Origin of the sequence: Lutimonas halocynthiae (assembly GCF_030409835.1) — a bacterium.
Taxonomy (GTDB): Bacteria; Bacteroidota; Bacteroidia; order Flavobacteriales; family Flavobacteriaceae; genus Lutimonas; species Lutimonas halocynthiae.
Genome location: NZ_JAUFQO010000005.1, coordinates 18,223 through 37,771 on the forward strand (window position 1 = coordinate 18,223; position 19,549 = coordinate 37,771).

At 32.5% G+C, this 19,549-nt stretch carries 23 protein-coding genes; 20 read left to right on the forward strand and 3 right to left on the reverse strand.

The annotated features are described in order from the left end of the window. Window positions 1-57 precede the first annotated feature (57 nt). From QWY87_RS10640 to QWY87_RS10660, 5 genes are all read left to right on the forward strand, one after another. Window positions 58-1,134, forward strand: coding sequence for a hypothetical protein (locus tag QWY87_RS10640; RefSeq protein ID WP_290291004.1), 1,077 nt, complete (start codon window positions 58-60; stop codon window positions 1,132-1,134). A gap of 142 nt (window positions 1,135-1,276) precedes the next feature. After that, window positions 1,277-2,263, forward strand: a complete 987-nt coding sequence (locus QWY87_RS10645) for a fumarylacetoacetate hydrolase family protein (RefSeq protein WP_290291007.1) — start codon at window positions 1,277-1,279, stop codon at window positions 2,261-2,263. A 226-nt stretch (window positions 2,264-2,489) separates the two neighbouring features. After that, a complete protein-coding gene (locus QWY87_RS10650; RefSeq protein WP_290291009.1) occupies window positions 2,490-3,086 on the forward strand; it encodes a YhgN family NAAT transporter in 597 nt (198 codons plus the stop codon). 224 nt (window positions 3,087-3,310) lie between these two features. Further along, entirely contained in the window at window positions 3,311-3,559 is a 249-nt protein-coding gene (locus tag QWY87_RS10655) for a type II toxin-antitoxin system ParD family antitoxin (RefSeq protein ID WP_290291010.1), read from the forward strand. Continuing rightward, complete coding sequence (locus QWY87_RS10660) at window positions 3,552-3,851, forward strand: type II toxin-antitoxin system RelE/ParE family toxin (protein WP_290291012.1); 300 nt, start codon at window positions 3,552-3,554, stop codon at window positions 3,849-3,851. Before QWY87_RS10655 ends, QWY87_RS10660 begins: the two co-directional genes overlap by 8 nt. A gap of 232 nt (window positions 3,852-4,083) precedes the next feature. On the opposite strand, the gene QWY87_RS10665 is transcribed toward QWY87_RS10660, so the two are convergent. After that, window positions 4,084-4,437, reverse strand: coding sequence for a hypothetical protein (locus QWY87_RS10665; protein ID WP_290291013.1), 354 nt, complete (start codon window positions 4,435-4,437; stop codon window positions 4,084-4,086). Window positions 4,438-4,584: 147 nt separating this feature from the next. Between QWY87_RS10665 and QWY87_RS10670 the strand changes: the two genes are divergently transcribed. From QWY87_RS10670 to QWY87_RS10695, 6 genes are all read left to right on the forward strand, one after another. Further along, window positions 4,585-5,580: a GlxA family transcriptional regulator gene (locus tag QWY87_RS10670; protein WP_290291015.1), complete on the forward strand. Its 996-nt coding sequence runs from the start codon at window positions 4,585-4,587 to the stop codon at window positions 5,578-5,580. Between the two features lie 230 nt (window positions 5,581-5,810). Then, entirely contained in the window at window positions 5,811-6,290 is a 480-nt protein-coding gene (locus tag QWY87_RS10675; RefSeq protein ID WP_290291017.1) for a cupin domain-containing protein, read from the forward strand. 293 nt (window positions 6,291-6,583) lie between these two features. Further along, on the forward strand, window positions 6,584-7,702 hold the full coding sequence (locus QWY87_RS10680; protein ID WP_290291018.1) for an ATP-binding protein: 1,119 nt from the start codon (window positions 6,584-6,586) through the stop codon (window positions 7,700-7,702). 130 nt (window positions 7,703-7,832) lie between these two features. Then, window positions 7,833-8,390: a hypothetical protein gene (locus tag QWY87_RS10685; RefSeq protein WP_290291019.1), complete on the forward strand. Its 558-nt coding sequence runs from the start codon at window positions 7,833-7,835 to the stop codon at window positions 8,388-8,390. A gap of 116 nt (window positions 8,391-8,506) precedes the next feature. Then, entirely contained in the window at window positions 8,507-9,046 is a 540-nt protein-coding gene (locus QWY87_RS10690) for a DinB family protein (protein ID WP_290291021.1), read from the forward strand. A gap of 155 nt (window positions 9,047-9,201) precedes the next feature. Beyond that, the gene (locus QWY87_RS10695) at window positions 9,202-9,939 is read left to right on the forward strand and encodes a DUF6090 family protein (RefSeq protein ID WP_290291023.1); all 738 of its coding nucleotides are present in this window, start codon (window positions 9,202-9,204) and stop codon (window positions 9,937-9,939) included. A gap of 278 nt (window positions 9,940-10,217) precedes the next feature. On the opposite strand, the gene QWY87_RS10700 is transcribed toward QWY87_RS10695, so the two are convergent. Next, window positions 10,218-10,373: a hypothetical protein gene (locus QWY87_RS10700; protein WP_290291024.1), complete on the reverse strand. Its 156-nt coding sequence runs from the start codon at window positions 10,371-10,373 to the stop codon at window positions 10,218-10,220. A 579-nt stretch (window positions 10,374-10,952) separates the two neighbouring features. Between QWY87_RS10700 and QWY87_RS10705 the strand changes: the two genes are divergently transcribed. The 9 genes from QWY87_RS10705 to QWY87_RS10745 all read left to right on the forward strand — a co-directional run bounded on the left by QWY87_RS10705 (window position 10,953) and on the right by QWY87_RS10745 (window position 18,930). Next, complete coding sequence (locus QWY87_RS10705; protein WP_290291025.1) at window positions 10,953-13,022, forward strand: serine hydrolase domain-containing protein; 2,070 nt, start codon at window positions 10,953-10,955, stop codon at window positions 13,020-13,022. A gap of 299 nt (window positions 13,023-13,321) precedes the next feature. Then, window positions 13,322-14,275, forward strand: a complete 954-nt coding sequence (locus tag QWY87_RS10710; protein WP_290291026.1) for a Fic family protein — start codon at window positions 13,322-13,324, stop codon at window positions 14,273-14,275. Between the two features lie 155 nt (window positions 14,276-14,430). Further along, entirely contained in the window at window positions 14,431-15,021 is a 591-nt protein-coding gene (locus tag QWY87_RS10715) for an START domain-containing protein (protein ID WP_290291028.1), read from the forward strand. A 381-nt stretch (window positions 15,022-15,402) separates the two neighbouring features. Beyond that, window positions 15,403-16,299: a hypothetical protein gene (locus QWY87_RS10720; RefSeq protein ID WP_290291030.1), complete on the forward strand. Its 897-nt coding sequence runs from the start codon at window positions 15,403-15,405 to the stop codon at window positions 16,297-16,299. Window positions 16,300-16,526: 227 nt separating this feature from the next. Continuing rightward, window positions 16,527-16,766: a ribbon-helix-helix domain-containing protein gene (locus QWY87_RS10725; protein ID WP_290291032.1), complete on the forward strand. Its 240-nt coding sequence runs from the start codon at window positions 16,527-16,529 to the stop codon at window positions 16,764-16,766. Then, window positions 16,759-17,049: a type II toxin-antitoxin system RelE/ParE family toxin gene (locus tag QWY87_RS10730; RefSeq protein ID WP_290291033.1), complete on the forward strand. Its 291-nt coding sequence runs from the start codon at window positions 16,759-16,761 to the stop codon at window positions 17,047-17,049. The genes QWY87_RS10725 and QWY87_RS10730 overlap by 8 nt, the downstream gene beginning before the upstream one ends. 149 nt (window positions 17,050-17,198) lie before the next feature. After that, window positions 17,199-18,266 (forward strand): ribosome small subunit-dependent GTPase A, encoded by a 1,068-nt coding sequence (gene rsgA / locus QWY87_RS10735; RefSeq protein WP_290291035.1) that lies wholly within the window; start codon window positions 17,199-17,201, stop codon window positions 18,264-18,266. A gap of 122 nt (window positions 18,267-18,388) precedes the next feature. Continuing rightward, window positions 18,389-18,631, forward strand: a complete 243-nt coding sequence (locus QWY87_RS10740; RefSeq protein WP_290291037.1) for a type II toxin-antitoxin system ParD family antitoxin — start codon at window positions 18,389-18,391, stop codon at window positions 18,629-18,631. Next, entirely contained in the window at window positions 18,628-18,930 is a 303-nt protein-coding gene (locus tag QWY87_RS10745) for a type II toxin-antitoxin system RelE/ParE family toxin (RefSeq protein ID WP_290291039.1), read from the forward strand. Before QWY87_RS10740 ends, QWY87_RS10745 begins: the two co-directional genes overlap by 4 nt. Window positions 18,931-19,078: 148 nt before the next feature. On the opposite strand, the gene QWY87_RS10750 is transcribed toward QWY87_RS10745, so the two are convergent. Beyond that, window positions 19,079-19,498: a winged helix-turn-helix transcriptional regulator gene (locus QWY87_RS10750; RefSeq protein WP_290291041.1), complete on the reverse strand. Its 420-nt coding sequence runs from the start codon at window positions 19,496-19,498 to the stop codon at window positions 19,079-19,081. Window positions 19,499-19,549: the final 51 nt, after the last annotated feature.

Consider the following 19,549-nt stretch of genomic DNA (forward strand, 5'->3'; position numbering starts at 1 on the left):
TAAGTGCTAACCCACGCAACTACTCATAGCCGATACCGTTGGGAGCAATTAAAAAACATGAAAAAACTTATATACTTCTTACTTATAATTCTAGCGTTTTCCTGTCAGAATGCACCGAAGAAAATCGAACAAAAAGAAGTGGAAAAACATGAAAAGGACTACTGGAGACATCTCAGTTATTTGATTCAGATAAAAAATGATGTTGCTAAAGAACATTGGAATGCATTTTCAAAAAAAGATTTATTTCAACCTATTGTTTATTACACTTTTGACGGAACTTTTTCTGTAAATCCAAATAAACACATCCTGAACATTGCTCGTCACGACAAATTGAAACCCTTTAAAGGATTTTCAGTAATTAAGTTGGCTGAAACCTACACAGATACCACGAACCTAAACTTTAGTACATCTTACACTGACGATGACAGCTCAGCGCTTTTCTATCAAGAAAATGTACTGTTTTTCCAAAGTTTTGATTTAACAAAAAAATTGATTGGTGTAACAGATTTACAGGATTGGTCTATTATGGTAATCCATGAGTTGTTTCATGGATATCAAAGGAAAATTCCGCAATTTAAAGCTTACTGCACACAACTTGATATTCCAGGAGGACCTAATGAATTTTTAGGGCGCTACCATAAAGACCTCAAATGGTACAAAGAAAGTGTCTACAAAGAGAATGAGCTTTTGAAATCCATATGGATTGATGATGCAGATGTCGTTGTTAATCTCAAGAAATACGATTCCTTAAGAACAATGCGCATTGATAGAATAAAGGATGACTATGGTATTGATATTCGTGAGGTTGAAGATTATGAAATCTTAATGGAAGGTCATGCTCGATATTTTGAATCTTTATGTAAAAGACATTTGGCTAAAAATAAACCGAGCACTACAATGCTGAATGAAGAAGATTTCGATTTTATTGGTAACATCTACCAAGAATACAGTGTAAAAAAAGACAAAGGTCTTTATGATCTTTATAACGATAGATATTATTACCAATTAGGCTATAATATTTCGATGATTTTAGAAAAATTCCTTCCGAATTACAAGGAGACAATCTATACCGAGCATAATAGTTTTAACCCATATTTAAAAGAATTAAAAGCTCACAAAAATGGCTATAAGTAAGTGCTTGTTCTCGCCTACTTCTGAAAATCCTTGCGGATTTTGAGTTTAGTGTGTACTTGCAAAGTTAAGTGCTCAACTATGCAACTACTCATACACTAGACCGTTGGCAACAATTAAAAAAAACGAAAAACTAAAATATTAAATGAAATTAGCTTCAATTGACAACAAGACCAGAGACGGACAATTGGTTGTCGTAAATAAAGAATTAACAAGAGCAGTTAAAGTACCTGAAATAGCAGAAACTATGCAAACTGCAATCGATAATTGGGTAGAAACCGAAAGTAAACTACAAAGTGTTTATGAAGACTTAAACACAAATAAATTGTCTAACACGTTTGATTTTTCTTCTGTAAGAGTTTTAGCACCAATTCCAAGAGCTTACCATTGGGCTGATGGAAGTGCTTACGTTACTCACGTTGAACTTGTACGTAAAGCTCGAAACGCAGAATTACCTGAGTCTTTTTGGACTGACCCTTTGATGTATATGGGCGCTTCTGATGCGTTTATTGGAGCAAATGATGATATTGAAATCGAAAATGAAGATTGGGGTATTGATTTTGAATCCGAAGTAGCTGTTATCACAGATGATGTGCCAGCAGGAATAAATTCAAAAGACGCTTTAAATCATATTAAATTGATAACCATTATCAATGATGTTTCTTTAAGAAATTTAATTCCTAACGAACTATCAAAACAATTTGGTTTTTATCAATCAAAACCTTGGACAACATTTGCTCCTGTGGTTGTTACTCCAGACGAATTAGATGGGAGTTGGAATGATGGAAAACTTCATTTACCCTTAAATTCTACCTTAAACGGAAGACTGATTGGCTCACCAAATGCAGGAATTGATATGACATTTGACTTTGGTCAATTAGTAGCACACGCTTCTAAAACACGTTCATTAATGGCAGGAACTGTTATCGGTTCGGGAACAGTTGCAAACCAAGGAAGTCCGAATGGCTCAAGTTGTTTAGCAGAAGTTAGGTGTTTAGAAATTGTAAATAATGGAAAAGCTACTACCCCATTTATGAGCTTCGGAGATAGAATAGAAGTAGAAATGAAAGATAAAAGTGGAAAGTCGGTTTTTGGAAAAATAAATCAAGTAGTTAAAGAATATAAAAAATAACTGTTGCCAACAATGGCTTTAGTTAATACGGGTTTTAGTGCATAATCAAAGTGAAGTACTTTTAATTAAGTCCGCCAAATCTTTTGATTTGGCTTTAGAACAAAAAAGGTAAAACAAAATAAAAAGTTTTGGCTAAGTGTTTAATCGAAAGTTCACTACTTTTAATTCCGGTACTAACCATAGCAAAAACGTTGGCAATAATGCTAGATAACAAAAACTTAAGAAAATGGATGATTTAGGTGGATCAATTTTGTCAGCAGCCGTATTGCTGTTTTTTTTAATGGACCCATTAGGTAATATACCTGTGTTGCTGTCTGTATTAAAAGGAGTAAGCCCTAAAAGGCAACGATTTATTATTATTCGTGAATTACTAATTGCGCTCGTAATTCTCGTTATTTTTCTTTTTGCTGGACAAAGCCTTTTAGACTTTCTTCATTTGCAGCAAGAGTCGGTGACAATTGCAGGAGGAATAATCTTGTTAATTATTGGGCTTCGATTGATATTTCCCCGCCCAGAAGGTATTATGGGGGAACAAGCTGATGGTGAGCCTTTTATAGTACCTATTGCTATTCCTATGATTGCTGGACCATCTGTATTAGCTATGTTAATACTTATGACTAAAAATGAACCTGAGCAATTGAACAATTGGTTCTTTGCGCTTCTAGTTGCTTGGGCAATTTCGGCCATTTTATTATTGTCCGCACCATTCCTCTATAGAATTTTAGGTGAACGTGGACTGAAAGCTATTGAACGTTTAATGGGAATGATACTAGTAATGATGGCAGTACAAATGTTAATCAATGGAGTTAAAATTCTATTCTAATCAGTTAAAACCAAATGCACGTATTGCCAACAACATGTATAAGTAATTGCGGTTTAAGTGATAAAACGAAAGTATCAACATAATTCAATGTCAGCGTTATACGGAAAAGTTTGTGAGTAGAAATCCGCTACTACTCATAGCCGATACCGTTAGGTGTAATTTGATAATCGAGCTAAATTTGGAGTTTTTACCAATTTTTGGTAAATTTGATTAAAAGAAAAATAATGAAAAATACATCTATATCACTCGGAAATTATTTTGATCAGTTTGTACAAACTCAAGTTTCTGCTGGTCGATACAAAAACGTTAGCGAAGTTATAAGAGCTGGACTTAGAATGCTTGAGAATGAAGAAAATAAAGTGATCGCATTGAGAAATGCTATACAAGAAGGATTGAACAGTCCTTTAGTTGAAGACTTTGATTTTGATGAAAATCTGAAAAGATTAAAAGCAGAAAAAAGAAAGAATGGCTAAAGTTATACTGAGACAAGAAGCCATTAACGACTTAAATAGAATATGGGACTATACTTTCAAAAAATGGTCTGAAAAGCAAGCCGACAAATATTATACAACAGTTAAAATGGCTTGTAATGGAATTAGAGAAAGTCCTGATATTGGAAAAGAATATGACGGAATAAGCAAAAACTTACTCGGACTAAAATCTGGAAAGCATATAATATTTTATCAGCAAATATCCAGTGATAGAATTGAAATCATAAGAATTTTACACGAGCGAATGGATTTGAAAAATAGGATAACCGAATAAAAACTACACCCAACATTGGCTATAAGTAATTGCTTGTTCTGGTCTACTTCTGAAAATTGCTTGCGCCAGTTCTCTTCGCTCGTGTCTCTCGGATTGTCATTTTGGTGTGTACCTGCCAGCCGGCAAGGCAGGCTTGCAAAGTTAAGTGCTAACCCACGCAACTACTCATAGCCGATACCGTTGGGTGTAATTAAAAAAACGGAATGAAAGACCCATTCCGTTCACTTTTAGATTATCCTCTCTGGAATCCAAATACTCGTGGAGCGAAAGTTGCTTTAAGACCCATACCCAAGGCGGCTTGTTTCATTTCTTCAGGAATTTCACCACAAAACAAGAACTCACCTGGGTTAGCAATTGAAAGTAAGTTTTCAAAGTGTCCAGCAGCGGTTGTTCCAAGATGAAATCCAACTGCACTTGCATTTGCAAATAAATCCATAACAACTAACGTTGAAGATGTTTCATCAAAATAACATTCGACGTGTTTTGCATCAGGTTCATTGTCTTCCATTTGCTGTGAAACTTCTCTATATATTCCCTTAAGTGTTTCAGATTGTCCCTCTTTGGCAGTCCACTTATATACTACCATTACTTCTTGATTTGTCATAATTACTAATTTTAAATTTATAATAATACAAATATATGTCGTATTGATAATTTTTAGATGTGTCTTTTACGACATTTTAAAGGGTTGTTTCCGACACGTATTTTAATTACATTTGTCAAAAGAATAAAAATGAAACACATAAGTGTAATAGTTCCATCTGGAAAGAGTATTGTTGATACAATCATAGCTCCATATAATTTGTTAAATATGGCAAATTCCTATTCAATGCAGTTAAGTAAATCTCACGAAAAACCATTCAAAATTGATTTAGTGGGTTTAACATTAGAACCTGTCTTGTATCAAGGTCTATTCAGTATTCAACCAACAGCGACTATTAGTGATATAGATAAAACAGACTTAGTTGTTATTTCACCGATTAGTGGAGATTTAGTTTTGGAAATCCAACAAAACATTGAGTTTGTTCAATGGATCAAAGAACAACGAATTAAGAACGGAACAGAACTTGCCAGCCTATGCAAAGGAACATTTTTATTAGCTGAAACAGGATTGTTAAATGGAAAGTCCTGCACAACGCATTGGACTGCTCACGACCTATTTAAACAAAGGTATCCCAAAGTAAACCTTATATCAGAAAAAATAATTTGTGAGGATAATGGAATTTATTCAAGCGGTGGCGCATATTCCATACTAAATTTTACTCTATACATGATTGAACGATATTTTGGAAGAGAAACTGCGATTTGGTGTTCTAAAATTGCTGAAATTGATTTTGATAGAAAAAGCCAGAGTGAGTTCATTATTTTTAATGGGCAGAAGGATCATTCTGATCCAGCAATTCATAAAGCTCAAGAATACATTGAAAATAATTTTAAAAACAAATTGAGTGTAGAGCAAATTGCAGATGTTGTTAATTTAGGTTCTCGCAGCTTTTTAAGGAGATTCAAAAAGGCGACATTTAACACACCGTTAGAATATATACGTAGAGTCAAGGTTGAAGCTGCAAAAAAGCAACTCGAAAGTACAGCAAAATCAATACTCGAAGTGATGTATTTTATTGGGTATAATGATGAAAAAGCTTTTAGAACTACTTTTAGAAGGTACTCAGGGCTTTCCCCAAAAGAATATCAAAAAAAGTACAACCGAGAAATTGCTTTTGCATCTTAGTAATTGAGAAATAACTAAACCTAACAACGTGCATAGTTCATTGCGCTGAAATTCCTACTCGGAATTTCTTTGCTGCTGAACAATGGTTTCTATCCTATTCCCTATCTTAGTACTAACGCAACTAAACCATACACGAACACGTTGTAAGTAATTGCACCCATAATAGACGGATTAATATATTTTGAGATTTTAATTATTTCACTTAACTTAATACCTTAAAAATCAACACAATGAAAAACACAAATTTTAAAGAGTTTAAAAGAAACATGATTACCCTTGCCTTTGTTTTTTTAGCAATTGGCTTGAACGCTCAAAGCAATGGCCTCTCTGACAAAGAATCTTCTATTGCCACAACTATTGATAACAAAGATTTGAAATGGTTACCTGCTCCAGATTTCTTTCCAGATTGTTCCTTTACAATACTTCATGGCGATATATCTAAACCTAATTTAGATTTTTTCTTTAAAATAGAACCTAATACCGAAGTTGTGAATCATACACATAATTCACCTGAACGTATGATTTTAATTTCAGGAGATTTGGAAGTGCAATACCAAGGAGAAAAACCTATAGTATTAAAAGCTGGTTCTTATGCTTATGGTCCTGCAGGAAAACCACATAAAGCAAAATGTCTAGATAATGGCCCTTGTGTGCTATTTGTCGCTATGGTCGACCCTTTTGATGCAGTTCCTGTTACAAAAAAAGAATAAGATAGTTTGTAAAATCAATATCATTAATAAAACAACTACTGACAACAATATATATAAATTATTGCTGGTTCTAGCCTACTGACGAAAATCCTCTCGGATTTTCTGCCTACCTGCCGGTAGGCAGGTTCGGTTTGTATTTATTCAATTCGTTGCTTTAAACACGCAACAAACCATACACTAGACCGTTGTAAACAAGCTAAAAAAACAGACTAAATAAGATATTTATTCACTAAATAATATAACTATTAGTGATTACATGTACATATGAGTATATTTGTGTAAAAATATAACCCATGTACACTAGGACATTATTTAATACAATTAATACTAAAATTGGGTCTGGAAAAGCTATTATTCTAATTGGACCAAGGCAAGTAGGAAAAACGACATTAATTAGAAATTTAATCGAAGATAAGAAACATCTTTTTTTAGATGCAGATGATCCGACAGTTAGAAGTATCTTAAACAACCCAAATACAGAACAAATAAGAAGTATCATTGGTTCAAATAAAATTGTTTTTATAGATCAGGCCCAAAGAATAAGTGGTATTGGATTAACGCTCAAAATAATTACCGATCAATTTAAAGATGTTCAATTATTAGTGAGTGGTTCTTCTTCATTTGATTTATCCAGAGAACTTAACGAACCTTTAACTGGAAGAAAATGGGAGTATGAATTATATCCTATTAGTTGGAAAGAATTTGAAGATTATCACGGATATTTAATATCTGAACAACAATTAGAAAACAGATTGTTATATGGGTTATATCCTGACGTTTTGAATAATCCTGGAGAAGAAAAAGAAATCTTAAAACAACTCGTAAGTAGTTATTTATATCGAGATATATTAGCATATTCAAATATTCGTAAACCAGAGGTTCTTGAAAAATTAGTACAGGCCTTAGCATTGCAGATTGGGAGTGAAGTTAACTATAACGAACTTGCTCAAATTGTGGGAGTTGACAAAAACACCGTCTCAAGCTATATTGACATTCTGCAAAAGGGATATGTAATTTTTAAGTTAGATAGCTTTAGCAGAAATCTAAGAACTGAGATAAAGAAAAATAAAAAAATTTATTTTTATGATAATGGTATTAGAAATATGGTTCTAGGAAATTTTAATTCATTGGATCTGCGTAGTGATACTGGTGCACTTTGGGAAAACTTCTTAATATCGGAAAGGCTTAAGCAGAATACCTATAAGAATAAATTCACTAAAATGTACTTCTGGAGAACTAAACAGCAACAAGAAGTTGACCTAGTAGAAGAAGTAGATGGTATAATTACAGGATTTGAATTTAAATGGAACGCTAAGAAGAAAATTAGATTACCAAAAACATTTGTAAATGAATACAATGCAAATGAAGAACTAATTAACAGAAATAATTTTAGAAAATTTGTTTCCGAATAAAGCCGGCAGTTTACAGCAACGGGTATAACCAATAGCTTTGGTAGTCAGCAAAAAATAAAACCCAAAATACCTGTAGAAATGTCAATTAAAATTTCATGACTCAAATTATTTACTTTTTAAATAAAATAAGATGGATTCAAATAAAATAGTTAGTCGATTTAATAGGAAAGCAAATGAATGGTTAGTTGACTTAAGAATGATGGATGAAGAGGTAATTCAAATTAAGCCCTCTGAAACATCATGGTCTCTTTCAGAGGTATATGACCATGTAATGAGGGTAGCAAGAAGTTATCAAATTCCAAATCTAAAAAAGAGTGTTACACAATTGGCTAAAAGAAAGAAACGCAAAAACAAATACGGAATAGCCATTTTCGACTTAGGATATAGGAAAGACGTACATATAAAAATGGAAGAATTTCCAAAGCCATTAGTTGAAGCTTTCACACCTACCATAAGGGATAAAAGAGATTTAGTCAAAGATTTCTTATCCTTCATCAAAGAAGTTAATGAGCTGCAAGATATTTTAGAAAAGAGTGGCAAAGAGCATAAGCAATATCATTTTATGTTTGGTGATATCAATACGAGAGAATGGTTTTCATTAATTGAACTTCACATTTGGCTGCATGATAAACAAAAAGCAAAAATAAAAAGATATTTAGAAACTAAAGAATTATGTATAGAATGTTGATAGTGAAATTCAGCTAAAACTTCTTATAAAGAAAAAGCCGAACCGCTAACACTATATAAACGGCATTAAAACGCCCCTTATACTAAACGTTAGCTGCAAGCAAAAAAAGAAACTAAATGATAAAACATATAGAATTTCCATCAAAAAATGAATATCCCATCTATGCAGAAATGTATATGGAATTAGTAAAAAAAGATGGAAGTCTTTTAGAACAATTGAAATCTAGTTTGCAGAAAACAAAGGCTTTAATAAATAACTTATCTAATGAAGAATTAGACTATAGATACCGCAAGGACAAATGGTCAATAAAAGAAGTTTTGGTTCATATAATTGATGATGAAAGAATATATGGATATAGAGCTCTTTCCTTTGCTAGAAATGATAAGACAAATCTCCCAGGATTTGAACAGGAAGATTATAATCTCAATTCTGACACATCAGATAGAACAATTGAGAATATAATGGAAGAATATGAAGCTTTAAGATTGTCAACTATTACTTTATTTAATGGACTTTCTGATAAATCGCTAAAACGTATGGGAATTGCGAATGGAAATAAAGCAAGCCCAAGAGCATTGGGTTATCATATTCTCGGACACGACTTGCATCATATTAAAATAATTGAAGATTTGTATTTAAAAAAGTTGAGGAAATAAAGACAGCGGCTAACAATGGCTATAGTCCATTGTGGTTTTGTGCCACATTAAAGTTTAGTATATTTATGATGGCTGATTTCCATAGCGGAAAGTCCTAACGGAATCATCCACAACGAAATAATAGCCTAAGGGTTGGGCGTCATTAAAACCAAGTGATGATAAAATTCTTTAGAAAAATTAGACAAAAATTTCTGGCTGAAAACAAATTCAGCAAATATCTGATTTATGCCCTTGGGGAGATTATTCTTGTCGTTATTGGAATACTAATCGCGTTACAAATAAATAATTGGAATCAAATACAAAAATTAAAAAAAGAAGAAACCAAAATTCTTCAAGGTCTATTTGTAGAGTTTTCAGAAAACTTGGTAAAGTTTGATTCTCATTACAAAAATCAATTAAGAAGAGATCGAATAATTAAGGACTTGTTAGATCCTAAATTAGTTGATGCTCCTTTTGAAATAATCGACTCTTTAATTTATTATCATGGATGGAATTATAAGTTTAACCCTTCTACTGGAATTTACAATTCTGTTATTAATTCAGGTAAAATTGATCTTATTTCCAACGATTCATTAAAAAAATCTATTTCGAAATTTAACAACTTTTTGGTTGATTTTGAAGAAGAAGAAGATGGTGCAAATTTTTACGGAACCAACTTTATGACACCTTACATCAGATCACAATTAAATTACAGATTCCCATTTAAAAATAGAACTAAGGATCAATTTGATTATGACAACAAAATTTACAGAGAAGTCATCAAATCAAATAGAACCAGAAATGAATTGATATTTTACTCGAGTTATCTGCTCATTACTTTAGAAGAAGGCAAGGAACTTAGACACCAAATGATTTTGATAATCAATATGCTCGATGATGAACTTAATAAATAACATCGCCCAACACTGTAAACAGCAAATAGGGCGTTCGGTGGTTTGCAAGAGTTCAGTGCTATTTTATGGATCGATGATGTTCAAATTGTCAAAATATAATGCGGCACTTGAAAAAGGTTCCTAATAAAATCAAAGAGAATTAAAATCGAATGATCCTCAATTGATTTTTTGATGACTTCTCAAGTCGTCCACAACAGATTGAATCAGTATTGTTAAAACCATTTTTCGATTTATTAAAGGCACTTTCATATGCCAAAATAATTCATTTTTAAAGGACCTTAAAAGTACAAATATTCGTCACCTTTCTTCAATTTTTCATAATCATTGGGCACCATAGTCATTCCTAAAGGACGGATATTACCTTTCAGTCCAAATTCAATTAAGGCAAGGGTATCAATGACTCCATCCTTATAATATTCACCGATATAAAGCATATCTCATATACTTCAAAGGTCTATTATCATCTGCCATTTTTTACGGATTTTTCTGAAGAAGGGAATCGTTATATTGATTGTTGCTAGATAACATATAAGGATTAAGTTTTAAGTGTACTCCAAAACAGCTACTACTCATCCTTAAATCGTCACAAGTTATTTTAAAAAAGATACTCTTTTGTAACATTCACGAGTTTACAGCTACCTATCTGTAATCAATCAAATAATCTATCAAAATATGAAATCAATTAAAAAAGCTGGAAGGCTTGATTCCCGCTATCGTACCTGAACAAAACAATACCACAATAAATAATTCATATGTGAAAATGAGTCAATTAACTTTAGGCTTTATTAATGCATTTCTTAAAAATGACACTAAGTCTAAGCAGGATTGGTTGGATAATAATTGACACATTTTGATTTAAAGAAAATAATAACGAATGCCAACAATGTATATACAAAATAGTAGTACACTCAAAGGGAGCAGTCCGCTTCAACTTTAGTATAACTCGATAGTAAATATCTCCTAATCGCCTACTTTGCACATACTCAAGGTTGGCAAACATTAAAACAGAAAAAATGCAACTAAAAAAACTATATCTATTAATTATATTAACAATGCTTTGCGCTCAAAACATGTTTTCTCAGGAAACGAGTGATACTGTTATTGAAGAAAAAATTGCCCAAATCGAAGCCGAAATTCAGGCTTGGCAAAAGCAAAACAACGCCCCTGCTGTTTCTGTAGCGTTCCAACACGGCGATTTTTATCATGAAAATGCTTGGGGTTTGGCGGATATTGAAAATCAAGTCAAAGCAAAATCCACATCTTCGTATCAAATTGCTTCAACGACAAAGCCGATGACCGCCATGGCAATTTTGAAACTTTGGGAAATGGGAAAAATCGATTTGGATGCCGAAGTACAAACGTATTATCCGTCTTTTCCGAAGAAAAAATATCCTATTACGATTCGCCAAATATTATCTCACACAGCAGGGATTTCCCATTATCGAAGCGACAGTAAAGAGGAAAAACACATCAAAGATCCTTACTCTACAAAAATGGCGATTGATATTTTTAAAGATTGGGAGTTAATTTTTGAGCCAAGCACTGATTGGGGGTATTCGAGTTATGGTTACAATCTTTTGGGTGCGGTGATTGAAGAAGTAAGTGGAAAATCGTACGAAGAATTTTTAAAAGAGCACATTTGGGTGCCTGCAAACATGGAAAATACCATGATGGATGACCCGATTACGATTGTTCCGAATCGAGTTAGAGGCTATTTCAAAAATGGAAGTAAAATAGAAAATGGTGAATATCTGGACATCAGTAGTCGATTTGGAGCTGGTGGGGTTCGTTCGACTGTTCAGGATATTGTTAAAATGGGAATTGCCTTGAGTAATGGAAAAATTCTAAAACCTGAAACCGTTGAATTGATGCTTGAACCTTGGGGTGAGCAAGGTTGGAATGAGTATGCATTAGGAATTTCGGTGCGTCCATTTTTGGGGCAACACATCATTATGCATAGTGGAGGAATGCCTCAAACCAGTTTTTTGTTTCTCGCTGCGCCTGCGGATAATTTATCATTGTCAATCGGGTCTAATTTGGGACGGCAAGATGTAGAAAGTTTAGGGATTAGTTTGGTTCAAATCCTATCAGGAATTGACACTAAAACCGTCACAGCAAAAAAAACCGAAGATAAGTTGATGTTGGATGCCATAAACGAAGTTTTTAATTTTGGGCAAGGTTATTACCAGAAAATAGGTAAATCCAAAATTGAAAATGATAAAAATTTAGCTTCGAACTTTAAGTATTTCAATCGGTATATTAATCCAAAATACATCAAAAATAATTCTAAAGAAGCTCGGGAAAAAATCGAAGCAGGGCATCAAATCCAACCTGAAAAATCTTTAATTTGGGATAGAGTAGGCGGATACATGGCAAGCCAGCTAAATCAAAATTACTCCCAAGAAGGCGCATTAGCTTTTTTCAAGGCGTATATTGATTTGTACCAAAAAGATAAATCCATTTCGTACCGTTTTACAAAAGATTTTGAAAATGCTGTGCAGAAATATTATCAGGATTGGCAAGTTACCAAAGCGCTAAACCCAAGTTTGACACATTTTGACAAAAACACAGATTGGAATCAAGTGTCAATACAATTGGACAATGAATTGAAAAAGTATAGCGTATATCCGGATTTTTATGGTGATCTGATTGATTATACGTATTCGAATTTACTTTTTAAGAAAAAATATGACGAAATTTCTCATATTACTAGCCTTGCGGATACGTATTTTTTTGGGCGATTTTTTACGGAGTTTTTAAAGGGATTCGTAGCATTGAGTCAAAATGATTTGAACAATGCGAAAACTTGTTTTGTAAAAGCCAATGAAATCGAAAATCATTTAGAAAATCCGAATTGGATTGGCTCATTGATTTTACAATTAGCACAAGCCGACCCTGTAATGGCATTTAGTTTAGGCGAAATTATGGCTACGTATAATCCAAAATCGTATGTATTTCAGATTGGCCTAGCAAATTTAGCCAGTAAAATGGGAATGAAAGAAAAGTCTGGATATTATGCTCAAAAAGCTTTAGAAATCAAACCTGATGACGAAATGGCTTTGAAATTTATAGGAAATGAATAATCAATCTAGCAGGGGTAGTGTTCTCAAAATAACGATAGATATTTTAATTTCAAGAAAAAAATTAAAATTGAAAGAGTGAAAATATTTGCCAACAATGTATAAAAATAATAGCGGTTTCGGCGCTTAATCGAAATCGCTTTTTTTATATTTAACGTCAGTGTTTAATCCGAATGTTTCGTGTTTGAAAACCCGCTACTATTCTTATATTAAAGGTTGTGCCCAATTAAAAAATTTCGATTCATGACAATATTAGAATTAAATGACCGTATCTTTGATAGTGTCAAATGATAGTATCAAGAATGAAGCCACCTTACGAAATAACTCCTAAAATATTAAAGTTAATAACTTTAATATCAGAAAAAATTGGAGAAGTAAACGCTAACTTTTTAAACAGACCTTCTCCTAAATTGAGAAAACAGAATAGAATTAAAACTATTCATTCTTCATTAAAAATAGAGGGGAACATACTTACCGAAGAGCAAATAACTGCTCTTCTCGAAAACAAAAGAGTTATTGGTCCAAAAAAAGATGTTGCTGAAGTATTAAATGCAATCGAAATCTATGAACATTTAGAGCAATACAATCCAACTAACGAAAAGTCATTTTGGAAAGCACATCAAAGCTTAATGAAGGGCCTAATAAATGATGCTGGAAAATATAGAAGACAAAGTGTTGGTATTGTAAAAGGCTCAAAAGTTGAACATCTCGCTCCTCCATTTGAGAACGTTCCGTTCTTAATGAAAGATCTTTTTGAATACTTAAAAAAATCAGACGAAATTCAATTAATTAAAAGTTGTGTTTTTCATTATGAGATGGAATTTATCCATCCCTTTTCGGATGGAAATGGCCGAATGGGAAGATTATGGCAAACGTTAATATTAATGGAAAAATATCCTGTCTTTGAGTTTCTACCTTTTGAAACTTTGATTAGTAACGACCAAGACAAATACTATAAAGCTTTAGCAGAAAGTGATAAATCCGGACAATCAACAAAGTTCATTGAATACATGTTAAACGTTATTGATATTTCAATTAGCGAACTATTGAAGTTTAATAATAGAACTTTAAATGAAAAAGACAGATTAGAATATTTCGTTTCATTAAACAAATCTGAATTTACTAGAAAAGATTATATGGATATTTTTAAAGATATTTCTTCAGCGACAGCGAGTAGAGATTTAAAAAAAGGTGCGGAATTAAATTTGTTTGAGAAAATAGGAGAAAAAAATAAAACTATTTATCACCTAAAATAACTGGGCACAACAAAGTGTATAAGCAATGGCTCAGATTGTCGTCACAAGGAAAATTAAAGAAGAAAGAAAACCAAACCTATAAATCAACGGTCGTTCAAGACCTGCTGCTCATACCCAATACGTTATGCTTAATAAAACACAATAATTATTTTTATATGAAAACAACCAATTGGATAAAAATCGATGAGAATCCTTTAGAACCTGGAGTTCATAATAGTCCAAAAGCTATTACAGAAAGTAAAGATATCCCTGGAGAAATAAGAATGTTTCGTGGCACGACAACAATTGCCTATGGAATAGTTCCAATTGCCAAAGCAGTATGCGAACCTAAAGCACGATTAAAATGGGTAGAGCGCATGACTGAAAATATACTCATCGAGGGAAATCCCGATGATGGAAAATGGTTAAGTTATGAAGCCTATGATTTGGTATGGCCTGTTAGCAACCGTGACTATGTATTTCAACAGACATTAGAAAAATCTTTAAATAAAGAAAAGAATAGAATAATAGTTAAAGTGTCATCTATAGAACACCCTGACTTCCCTGAAAAAACGAATCGAGTAAGGGGTAAATTACCGACATGCGTCTTTACACTTGATGAAGTAAGTGAAAAAGAAACACATCTAGAGGTAATGGTTCAAGTTGATCCGGGTGGAAGCATCCCCGGTTTTATAAAAAACATAATACAAAAAGGTTGGTCACTAAAAACAATGCGGGCACTTAATAACTATATGAAAAACCACTAAAATTAAGAACCTAAATTAGAAGAAAGTAATAAATTTTATCTTTAACATAACTATTTGAAAACTAAGCGTAACACTATGTATAAAACATAGCTAATAAGTGATAAAGCGAAAGGTTTGTGCTTGTTTATAAAGACCGCCAAATTTTTAAATTTACGACTTTGTTTTTATTATATATTTTGGTAGTCGTAGTCCTTCGGTGGGCTTTTAAGAATGATAAGTTAAAAACAAAATATAAAAATTGGCTCTGTGTTTATCCGAAAAGTTAGCGTTTTTTTACACGCTACGTTTCATACACAAACCGTTGTAGTGCATTTTATGACATTAGATCAATAAAAGCCTTGATATGATCATCCTATATCAATATATTAAATTAATATTTACATGATACGAATTTATCTATTATCTGCCCTTCTGCTTTATAATCTTAGTTATAGCCAAAAAACTGATAATCTAGATTTATTGATTTACTTGGGTTCAGAAGCTGGAAAATATAACAATAATTATCTCCAAAAAAATGCTCCTGATGCTTTATTACAAGAATTGTCTGAACTTAAAAACGAAGATTGTCAATTTGCCATTGATTTTACACTTGAATCTTTAAAAGACTCTAATGATTTATTAGACAAAAAGTATTTGACAAAACCGTCAAAAGAAAATCTCAAACAAATATTCACTATCAGCATTACAATGGGATTTTCTCTCATTTATTCTGGAGAACAACTAAAAAAAAATGTTGAGTTCAATTCTGAGTTATACCCATCTTATTATGATTTAGTGGACACTTATTATAGCGCTCTTTTTAATGCTCTTATTAATAGGAATCGAGAAGCTCATCGTTCTATCTCTGACCTTGATTTGGAAGATTATAATCTGACTAATGATACTGAAAAGTCAATATTCTATTTTAAGTATATGAATATGATATCTAAAAATGCCCTATTCCCAATTTTAGCTAATGGTGATGTCAATAACACATCATGCTCTGAGTTTAAAAAGTTTCCTACAATTAATGGTAAAGAGTTTTATTACTATACGGATTTTGATTTTAAAGATTTTCCCTCGAGATTGGCTAATTTAGATGGTAGCTACAAACATTACTACATAGATGAAACATTTAAAATCCTATTTATGTATATTGAATGCAAAGAAAAAAATCTGATTCCGCAAGGTGATATTTCAAGCATAGTAGAAAATTCAATATTGTCTCACCAACAACTTTATAAATTTTGTGAAAGAAAGGATCTGCTAGATGAAATATTAAGTAAATATTCTAATTAATATCCGAACGCACTACAACAACGGTTATAAGCTGCCTGCCGGCAGGCAGGTTAATTGTTTTATAATGGCTTTCTCAGAGTTTGAGGTTGTCAATAAGTAAGAGCGAAAAAGAAAAAGTAAAGTTAAATCAATCCTCAACTAATCATAACCAATCCGTTGGCAACAATTAACAAGTATTTGTGTTTGATTCATAATTGGTGTATATTTACACCATTAAATTAAAAATTATGGCACGTCAAAGTATATCATTCTCTAAACCTAACGATGATTGGTTAAAGAACCAAGTTGAAAACAATGAATACTCAAGTAAAAGTGAGCTTGTAAATGACCTAATTAGGCAAGCTAGAAAACAACAGGTTCAGATTGACTGGATTCGAGCTAAGCTTGAAAAAGCAGAGAATAGTGGGTTTTCTAAGGATACTAAAGAAGAAATATTAGCTCAATCAAAGTCACTACTAAATGGCTAAATACAGATTAAGTAATCAGGCCAAAGAAGACTTGATTCGAATTCATCATTACGGAGTTAAAAAGTTTGGAATGATTCAAGCCGACAAATACTTTGATTCTTTTTTTGAACATTTTGAATTAATAGCTCAACAACCCTTTTCGTTTAAAACAGTAGATCATATAAGGAAGGATTATAGACGATGCGCTTGCGGCGTGGATAGTATTTACTTCAAAGTCAATGGAAAAAGCATAGATATTATTGCAATTGTTGGAAGACAAGATTTGAATGGAATATTATATTAAAACTACTGACAACAACGTATATAAGCAATAGCTTCAATTCGTAACACAACGAAAATCAAAGTAAGAATAAACAAATAGAAGTAAATCAACGCTCGTGTAAGAGCTACTGCTCATGCCCAATACGTTGTTCTTAATACAAGACAAAAGAAATGACGCTTGCAGATTTAGGGTATAACATAGGTTTTGAAGACTACCGAAAAGAACAGAATCTTAGTTCATTTGGAGTTGGACGAGTCATTTCCGAACACAAGGAAAGGTATGTTGTAAAAACTACCGAAAAAGAATATGAGGCAGAGATAATCGGGAATTTACGATTTTCGGCTCATAATAGGTCTGATTTTCCTGCTGTTGGTGACTGGGTTTCGATTTCTGAATATGATGACAATAAAGCACTTATTCATTCTGTCTTTCCAAGAGAAACTATTATTGAAAGACAAGCGGTTGGGAAACAGAGCGAGAAACAAATTATAGCAACAAATATTGATTATGCCTTTATTGTGCAAGCGGTTGACCGGGATTTTAACATTAACCGAATAGAAAGATACCTGACAATTTGCTATACATCAAATGTAGTACCGATTATCATTCTCAATAAGATAGACTTAATAGATGATACAGAATTAACAGAGTTGGTTTCTAAAGTTCAAGAACGAATAAAGCAAGTACCTGTAATTACAATAAGTAATGAAACCTTAAATGGTATTGAAAAACTCAAAGAGAATATCAAAAAAGGAAAAACTTATTGCTTGTTAGGTTCATCGGGAGTGGGAAAATCAACTCTTTTGAACAATCTTTCAGGTAAACAATTAATGAAAACTAATACAATTAGTGTAAGTACAAACAAAGGGCGACATATTACAAGCCATAGGGAATTGTTAGTTCTTGAGAATGGCGGAATTCTAATTGACAATCCAGGAATGAGAGAAGTTGGAATTGCGGATTCAACAGAAGGATTGGAGACGACATTTGAAGCAATAACTGATCTATCCAGAGGCTGTAAATTCAAGGACTGTACACATACTTCAGAAATTGACTGTGCTGTTTTAGCAGCAGTTGACAGGGGAGAAATTAAAAAAAGTTTTTATGATAACTATCTAAAGATTGAACGTGAAAAAGAACATTTTGAATCGTCAGTTGCAGAAAGACGTAAAAAGGATAAAGATTTTGGGAAAATGATTAAGTACTTTAAGAATACTAAAAAATCAAATAAATACTAAGCACAACAATGTGTAAAAATGATTGCCACACTGCGGGATGGCATCGCTTCTTACACTGAACGTTGTGTACAAATTGGCTACGTTACCAAGATTTGGTACATTTGAGTATAATTTTAGTCAAAATGGGAAAAAACACATCAATATCACTCGGAAATCATTTTGAAGATTTTATCAGAGAAGAGGTTAATTCTGGTAGATATGGTTCAGTTAGCGAAGTTATTCGGTCTGCTTTGAGACTTTTAGAGCGTGAAGAAAAAAAGGAAAGAGAGCTTATTAAAGCTCTTGATATTGGAGAGAAAAGCGGATTTGTTGAGAATTTCGACCCAAAACAAAATCTGACTGAATTACATCGCAGACACTTATGAGTAAAATCAAATACGGAATAAGTAAACAAGCGATTAACGATTTAAATGATATTTGGGCCTATACTTTTAATAAATGGTCTAAAGAGCAAGCGGATAGATATTACGACTTAATAATAGGAGAGATTGAATTTATTGCGGACAATTATCTAATTGGTAAGTCCGCTGAACAAACTCGAAAAAACTATCGAGTAACGAAAATCAAATCGGATCTGATTTTTTACAGAAAAGTCGAAAATGAAATTGTTGAAGTCGTTAGAATTCTGCACCAGAGAATGGATATTAAAAAACGGCTGAAATAAAAAAATCTGCACACCACAAAGGGTATAAGCAATAGCTTTAATTCGTAACAAAACGAAAACCAAAATAAGAACAAACAAATAGAAATAAATCAACAATGGGGGAGAGCTACTGCTCATATCCACACCGTTGTATGCCATTTGAGAGCAGCTATGCGAATTGAAGTAACATTGAGTTATAATTATTCTGAACCGTGCCAATAATCATTGATTTATCAGCCTTTAAACCATCAATAATATCTATTTCATTAAATTCTCTCATATTAGAGTCGCCCCATAAACTGAATTCAATAATTATTGGAGTTAAACGAATCCCTTTTTCCGTTAACAAATAAATATTTTCTTTTTTGTTATCTGGCACTTTCGTTTTGAAAATCAGTTTATACGATTCTAACAATTTTAATCGTGCAGATAAAATGCTTGGTGCAATCTTTTCATCCGAATCTGAAATTTCCTTGAAAGTCTTTTTATGCTTAATTAGCATATCTCTAATAATTAACAAAGACCACTTATCGCCAACAATATCTAACGTAGAAGCGATTGGACAACCAGAGCGAAATTTATTTTTCATTTTTATTCGATTATTACTATTAATTCGATAGTAATTATTATTTTTGCTTTC

What these genes read in the sequence shown, in the direction of transcription:
- QWY87_RS10640 (WP_290291004.1), top strand. Translation starts at nt 58, where the DNA reads ATGAAAAAACTTATATACTTCTTACTTATAATTCTAGCGTTTTCCTGT.
- QWY87_RS10645 (WP_290291007.1), top strand. Translation starts at nt 1,277, where the DNA reads ATGAAATTAGCTTCAATTGACAACAAGACCAGAGACGGACAATTGGTT.
- QWY87_RS10650 (WP_290291009.1), top strand. Translation starts at nt 2,490, where the DNA reads ATGGATGATTTAGGTGGATCAATTTTGTCAGCAGCCGTATTGCTGTTT.
- QWY87_RS10655 (WP_290291010.1), top strand. Translation starts at nt 3,311, where the DNA reads ATGAAAAATACATCTATATCACTCGGAAATTATTTTGATCAGTTTGTA.
- QWY87_RS10660 (WP_290291012.1), top strand. Translation starts at nt 3,552, where the DNA reads ATGGCTAAAGTTATACTGAGACAAGAAGCCATTAACGACTTAAATAGA.
- QWY87_RS10665 (WP_290291013.1), bottom strand. Translation starts at nt 4,437, where the DNA reads ATGGTAGTATATAAGTGGACTGCCAAAGAGGGACAATCTGAAACACTT.
- QWY87_RS10670 (WP_290291015.1), top strand. Translation starts at nt 4,585, where the DNA reads ATGAAACACATAAGTGTAATAGTTCCATCTGGAAAGAGTATTGTTGAT.
- QWY87_RS10675 (WP_290291017.1), top strand. Translation starts at nt 5,811, where the DNA reads ATGAAAAACACAAATTTTAAAGAGTTTAAAAGAAACATGATTACCCTT.
- QWY87_RS10680 (WP_290291018.1), top strand. Translation starts at nt 6,584, where the DNA reads ATGTACACTAGGACATTATTTAATACAATTAATACTAAAATTGGGTCT.
- QWY87_RS10685 (WP_290291019.1), top strand. Translation starts at nt 7,833, where the DNA reads ATGGATTCAAATAAAATAGTTAGTCGATTTAATAGGAAAGCAAATGAA.
- QWY87_RS10690 (WP_290291021.1), top strand. Translation starts at nt 8,507, where the DNA reads ATGATAAAACATATAGAATTTCCATCAAAAAATGAATATCCCATCTAT.
- QWY87_RS10695 (WP_290291023.1), top strand. Translation starts at nt 9,202, where the DNA reads ATGATAAAATTCTTTAGAAAAATTAGACAAAAATTTCTGGCTGAAAAC.
- QWY87_RS10700 (WP_290291024.1), bottom strand. Translation starts at nt 10,373, where the DNA reads ATGCTTTATATCGGTGAATATTATAAGGATGGAGTCATTGATACCCTT.
- QWY87_RS10705 (WP_290291025.1), top strand. Translation starts at nt 10,953, where the DNA reads ATGCAACTAAAAAAACTATATCTATTAATTATATTAACAATGCTTTGC.
- QWY87_RS10710 (WP_290291026.1), top strand. Translation starts at nt 13,322, where the DNA reads ATGAAGCCACCTTACGAAATAACTCCTAAAATATTAAAGTTAATAACT.
- QWY87_RS10715 (WP_290291028.1), top strand. Translation starts at nt 14,431, where the DNA reads ATGAAAACAACCAATTGGATAAAAATCGATGAGAATCCTTTAGAACCT.
- QWY87_RS10720 (WP_290291030.1), top strand. Translation starts at nt 15,403, where the DNA reads ATGATACGAATTTATCTATTATCTGCCCTTCTGCTTTATAATCTTAGT.
- QWY87_RS10725 (WP_290291032.1), top strand. Translation starts at nt 16,527, where the DNA reads ATGGCACGTCAAAGTATATCATTCTCTAAACCTAACGATGATTGGTTA.
- QWY87_RS10730 (WP_290291033.1), top strand. Translation starts at nt 16,759, where the DNA reads ATGGCTAAATACAGATTAAGTAATCAGGCCAAAGAAGACTTGATTCGA.
- rsgA (WP_290291035.1), top strand. Translation starts at nt 17,199, where the DNA reads ATGACGCTTGCAGATTTAGGGTATAACATAGGTTTTGAAGACTACCGA.
- QWY87_RS10740 (WP_290291037.1), top strand. Translation starts at nt 18,389, where the DNA reads ATGGGAAAAAACACATCAATATCACTCGGAAATCATTTTGAAGATTTT.
- QWY87_RS10745 (WP_290291039.1), top strand. Translation starts at nt 18,628, where the DNA reads ATGAGTAAAATCAAATACGGAATAAGTAAACAAGCGATTAACGATTTA.
- QWY87_RS10750 (WP_290291041.1), bottom strand. Translation starts at nt 19,498, where the DNA reads ATGAAAAATAAATTTCGCTCTGGTTGTCCAATCGCTTCTACGTTAGAT.